Source organism: Rhodococcus sp. CX, assembly GCF_015865005.1.
Classification (GTDB): domain Bacteria; phylum Actinomycetota; class Actinomycetes; order Mycobacteriales; family Mycobacteriaceae; genus Rhodococcus.
Window position 1 is genome coordinate 34,885 of record NZ_JADZGH010000262.1, and the last position, 4,944, is coordinate 39,828.

The 4,944-nt window shown below is 68.5% G+C and carries 4 protein-coding genes; 3 read left to right on the forward strand and 1 reads right to left on the reverse strand.

Annotated elements, in window-relative coordinates:
* Window positions 1-938, forward strand: a 938-nt coding sequence (locus I0Q12_RS34240; RefSeq protein WP_231611663.1) for an alpha/beta-hydrolase family protein, incomplete at its 5' end; no start/stop codon positions are given.
* Between the two features lie 140 nt (window positions 939-1,078).
* Entirely contained in the window at window positions 1,079-2,374 is a 1,296-nt protein-coding gene (locus tag I0Q12_RS29065) for a lipase family protein (RefSeq protein WP_197257134.1), read from the forward strand.
* Window positions 2,375-2,433: 59 nt separating this feature from the next.
* Here the strand turns inward: I0Q12_RS29065 and I0Q12_RS29070 are convergent, their stop codons facing one another.
* Window positions 2,434-4,377 carry an acyl-CoA dehydrogenase family protein gene (locus I0Q12_RS29070; protein ID WP_197257136.1) on the reverse strand — a complete coding sequence of 648 codons (1,944 nt, stop codon included), beginning with the start codon at window positions 4,375-4,377 and terminating at the stop codon, window positions 2,434-2,436.
* A 248-nt stretch (window positions 4,378-4,625) separates the two neighbouring features.
* On the opposite strand from I0Q12_RS29070, the gene I0Q12_RS29075 reads away from it, so the two are divergent.
* Window positions 4,626-4,781 carry a hypothetical protein gene (locus tag I0Q12_RS29075; RefSeq protein ID WP_197257138.1) on the forward strand — a complete coding sequence of 52 codons (156 nt, stop codon included), beginning with the start codon at window positions 4,626-4,628 and terminating at the stop codon, window positions 4,779-4,781.
* Window positions 4,782-4,944: the final 163 nt, after the last annotated feature.

Consider the following 4,944-nt stretch of genomic DNA (forward strand, 5'->3'; position numbering starts at 1 on the left):
GCGGACCGTCGGCCGCGCAGATCGAGGCCGTGACGGGACGGCCCGCCCGGGAACCGATCCGCGTGTACGCGGGCCGGGTCTCGGCGGACACGATCGAGGGCATCGCCGAGCGAGTTGTCGCCGAGCTGAAGCGAACCGGCGGATTCGACCGGAAGGCGCTCGCCGTCGTGACCACGACCGGTCGCGGCTGGGTCAACGGCAGCGTCGCCGACTCCTTCGAGTACCTCAACGTCGGGGATTCGGCGATCGCGGCGATGCAGTACTCGTACCTGCCGAGCCCGCTCGCGTTCATCGCCGACCGCGAGTCGCCGATGGAGGCCGGGCGGGCACTGTTCGAGGCCGTCTACGAGGTGTGGCTGAGTCTTCCGGAGGATGCCCGGCCGAAGCTCGTGGTCTTCGGCGAGAGTCTCGGGTCGTACGGCGGGCAGTCCGCGTTCGCGTCCGGTTCCGACCTGGTCGCGCGGACCGACGGCGCGTTGTTCGTCGGCACCCCCAACTTCTCGCAACCGTGGGGGCGGATCACCGAGCAGCGGGATCCGGGTTCGCCCGAACGTCTGCCGATCGTCGACGAGGGTCGGAACATTCGCTTCGCGTCGAGCCCGGACGACGTGAATCTGCCTGAGCCGTGGGAACTTCCGCGGATCGTGTTCTGGCAGCACGGCAGTGATCCGATCACCTGGTGGTCGTTCGATCTGCTGCTGCACAAGCCCGACTGGCTGCGCGAACCCCTCGGGCCCGATGTGGATCCGGGGATGCGCTGGATGCCGTTCGTGACGTTCTGGCAGGTGACCCTGGACATGGTGTTCTCGGCCGAGGTGCCCGACGGTTACGGGCATTCCTACGGCCCGGAGGCCGCGGATCTGTGGTCGGACATCCTCGACCCCGACGGGTGGACGGAGGCCGACATCGAGGCGGTGCGCGCCGCGCTGAAGGGCTGACCTGCGGATTCGTCGAGCGGTGCGCCGCAGAGGTTGGACCTTACGCATGGGTAAGTTACGTGTTACAGTCCGTACCGCTTGTGCGATGGGGCACACGCATCCCGCTTTCGAATGCAGGACACAGAACATCTGGGGGAAGTATGGCGATCGGCAGGGTCGGACGCTGGTTCTCCGCGGCGGTGACCTCCGCCGCGGTGGCTGGGAGCGTGCTCGCGGCTCCCGCAATCGCCAATGCCGAGGGCGATTTCTACCTACCGCCGAGCCCGCTGTCCGCCGGCAACCCGGGCGACGTATTGCGCAGCGAGCCTTCGGATCTCGCGATCCGCGTGCCCACTACGAACGGCGTGTTCCCCGCCCAGGGCACCCGCCTGCTGTACCGCAGCCACGACGCCAACGGGGTTCCCAACGCGGTCGGCGGCACCTACCTCGAGCCGTCCACCCCCTGGTCCGGTCCGGGTGAGCGACCGCTGGTCGTGCTCGCCCCCGGCACCCAGGGCCAGGGCGATCGCTGCGCGCCGTCGAAGGCCCTGAACTACCTGGTGGACTACAACCCGCCGCTGGATCTGTTCACAGAGTACGAACTGATTTCCATCAACGCGATGCTGCTGCAGGGCATCGCCGTGGTCGTCACCGACTACGACGGTCTGGGTACCCCGGGACACCACACCTACGTCAACCGCCTCGCCGAAGGCCACGCGGTACTCGACGCGGCGCGCGCCGCCCAGCAACTGCCGGGCACGTCCATCCCCGACGACGGCCCGGTCGGCATCTTCGGTTACTCGCAGGGTGGCGGTGCCGCCGCGGCGGCCGCCGAACTCGCTCCGAGCTACGCCCCCGAACTCGACCTGCAGGGCGTCTACGCGGGTGCTCCGCCGGCCGATCTCGCCGCAACCCTGGCCCAGATCGACGGCACCGCGCTGACCGGCGTGATCGGCTACACGATCAACGGCCTGCAGGACGCGTACCCGGAGATCTCCGACGAGATCGACGCCGAGATCAACGACTACGGCCGCGAGATGCTGGCCCAGGTCGCGAACGAGTGCGTCCCCGAAACGATCTTCCGCCACGGTTTCCAGCGCACGAGCGACTACACCCGGACCGGTGAACCGCTCTCCGTCGTCCTCGAGCGCCTGCCCAAGGCGCGGGCCATCGTCGACGAGCAGCGCATCGGCCGCCTGAAGCCGCAGGTCCCGGTGCTGCTGCAGCACGGCACCCAGGACGACGCCGTGCCCTTCGGTCAGGGCCGTCAGCTCGCACTGGACTGGTGTGCCCAGGGCGCGACCGTCCAGTTCTCGCAGAACCTGACCCCGCCGATCCTGCCGGGCTTCGTCGTCAACCACCTGTCGCCGATGCTCGTCGGCATGCCCGAGTCGGTCTCGTACCTGCTCGACCGGTTCAACGGCGTGCCGGCACCGTCGAACTGCGGCGGGTTCTGACCTGCTGACGAACGGCCCGCACTCTCTTCGAGTGCGGGCCGTTCGCCGTTGCGGGGGATCTACTGGGTTCGATGCCGCGTCTCGGTGAAGTGGCGTGCCAGGTTCTCCTCGGTCGACGGTCCCGCGGCCCATGCCGCGATCCACGGCCCGGTGCCCTCGCTCGGATCGAGCACGCCGTGCTCGAGCCACGCGTAGCGGCCCTCGAGAATGCTGCTGGTCAGGCGCAGGTCGGCGTCGTCGGTGTTCGTCCACAACTCGTCGAAGAGTTTGTCGACGCGCAGCCGGGCCTGACGGCAGAACACGTCCGCCAGCTCGAAGGCACCCGCCGAATCCGGGTGGCCGTCGGCCCGCTGCCGTTCGGCCCTCACACAGGACGCCGCCATCGCGAACAGTTCGGCGCCGATGTCGACGATCCGGCCGAGGAAGTTCTGCCGCTTCTCGAGACCGGCCTGCCACCGGGCCATTCCGTAGAACGTGGAGCGGGCGAGCTTGCGGGAGTTGCGCTCGATGTACCGCAGATGGGGCGCGAGCTGCCCGAACTCGGAGAACGAGGTGGGCAACTGGCCCTTGCCCGTGACGAGCTTGGGCAGCCACTTCGCGTAGAAGCCGCTGGCCTTCGCCGCGGCCTTGGCCTTCTCCTCGAGATTCGCCTTCGGGTCGGCGAGCTCGCCCGCCGCCTTCAGGTGCGCGTCCACGGCCTCGCGGGCGATGAGCAGCCGCATGATCTCGCTGGAGCCTTCGAAGATCCGGTTGATGCGCAGGTCCCGAATCAGCTGCTCCGCCGGGACCGCCCGTTCACCCCGTGCTGCCAGCGACGCGGCCGTCTCGTAGCCGCGACCACCGCGGATCTGGACGAGTTCGTCGGCGATCCGGCAGGCGATCTCGCTGGACCACAGCTTCGCCAGAGCCGCCTCGATCCGGATGTCGTTGCGGTTCTCGTCGCACATCTGCCCGGACAGCTCGACCATGGACTCGAGCGCGTAGGTGGAGGCGGCGATGTAGGAGATCTTCGCGGCGACCGCGGCGTGATCGCCGACCGGCCGGCCCCACTGCACCCGGGTCGCGGACCATTCGCGGGCGATCTTCAGCGACCACTTGCCGGCCCCCGCGCACATCGCGGGGATCGCGAGGCGTCCCGCGTTCAGCGTGGTCAGGGCGATCTTCAGCCCGTCGCCTTCGCGGCCGATCAGGTTCTCCTTCGGAACCCGCACCCGGTGCATGCGGGTCACCCCGTTCTCGATACCCCGCAGACCCATGAACGAGTTACGGCGTTCGACGGTGATGCCCGGCGAGTCCGCTTCGACGACGAACGCGGAGATGCCGCCGCGGTGACCCTCGCTGCGCGGCACCCGGGCCATCACGACGAGCAGTTCGGCGACGACGCCGTTGGTGGTCCACAGTTTCACGCCGTCGAGTTCGTACGCAGAGCCGTCCTCGACCGGGGTCGCGGTCGACGCGAGCCGGGCGGGGTCCGAGCCCACGTCCGGTTCGGTGAGCAGGAACGCCGAGATCGCGCCGCGCGCGCAGCGCGGCAGGAACGCCTGCTTCTGTTCGGGGGTACCGGCCAGTTTCAGCGGTTCCGGAACGCCGATCGACTGGTGCGCCGACAGCAGCGCCCCGAGGCTGGGGTGCACGGACGCGATCAGCATCAGGGCACGGTTGTAGGCCACCTGCGACAGTCCGAGCCCGCCGTACTCCGGCGAGATCTTCATGCCGAAGCAGCCCAGTTCGGTCAGCCCGGCGACGTACTCGTCGGGGATTCGCGCATCGCGTTCGATGCGGGCACCGTCCATCTCGAGGCAGAACCGGCGCAGTTTCGCCAGGAATTCCTCGGTGCGGGCGTCCTCGTCGGGTGTGGGACGGGGAAACGGGTGGACGAGGTCGAGGGTGAGTCGGCCGAGGAACAGTTCCTTGGCGAACGAGGGTTTCTCCCACCCGGATTCGCGGGCCTCCTCGGCCACCGCCCGGGCTTGTTCTTCACTGATCTGAATGGGTTCTGACATCGCGGGCCTCCACGATCGGGTTGCTACTGGCCAGTATCCACGCCGATGTGAGGTAAAACACACGATCCGGAATATCGGTACCGACCGGTAACCTGAGGTCGTTGTGGCATGTGAACGGAATCACGTCCGCTGAGTGGATGTGAGCCTGCCGGGCGGCCGGTGGGTCCGTACTCTTGATCATGTCGACGTTGACACCCCCGACCGTCCCCCTTCCCCCGGTGATCCCGGGTCGCCGACGGAGTCGTCACATGGAAATCCTTGCCGCAGTACCGATCCTGTTCGTGCTCCTCGCAGTGGTCTACGCCCTGTCCTGCTACATCGTCGACCGTCAGATCCGCGTCGCCGCCCGCGAGATCGACCGGCAGGCAGCAAACGACGACCCGGCCACCTGTACCACCGGGTGACCGGGCCGTCGTTCCGAACTCGAAATCAGTCGGTGCCCTCCGACACCGTGCCCTCGGACACCGGCCGAGCCTGATCGACGCGCGGCGGCTCCGGCGCCACCGGCGGATGCTCGTAACGCCGCGCCCGGAAGAACACGACACCGCCGGCCACGACCGCACCGAC

Coding starts and splice junctions, on each gene's coding strand:
- I0Q12_RS29065 (WP_197257134.1), top strand. CDS start 1,079: ATGGCGATCGGCAGGGTCGGACGCTGGTTCTCCGCGGCGGTGACCTCC.
- I0Q12_RS29070 (WP_197257136.1), bottom strand. CDS start 4,377: ATGTCAGAACCCATTCAGATCAGTGAAGAACAAGCCCGGGCGGTGGCC.
- I0Q12_RS29075 (WP_197257138.1), top strand. CDS start 4,626: ATGGAAATCCTTGCCGCAGTACCGATCCTGTTCGTGCTCCTCGCAGTG.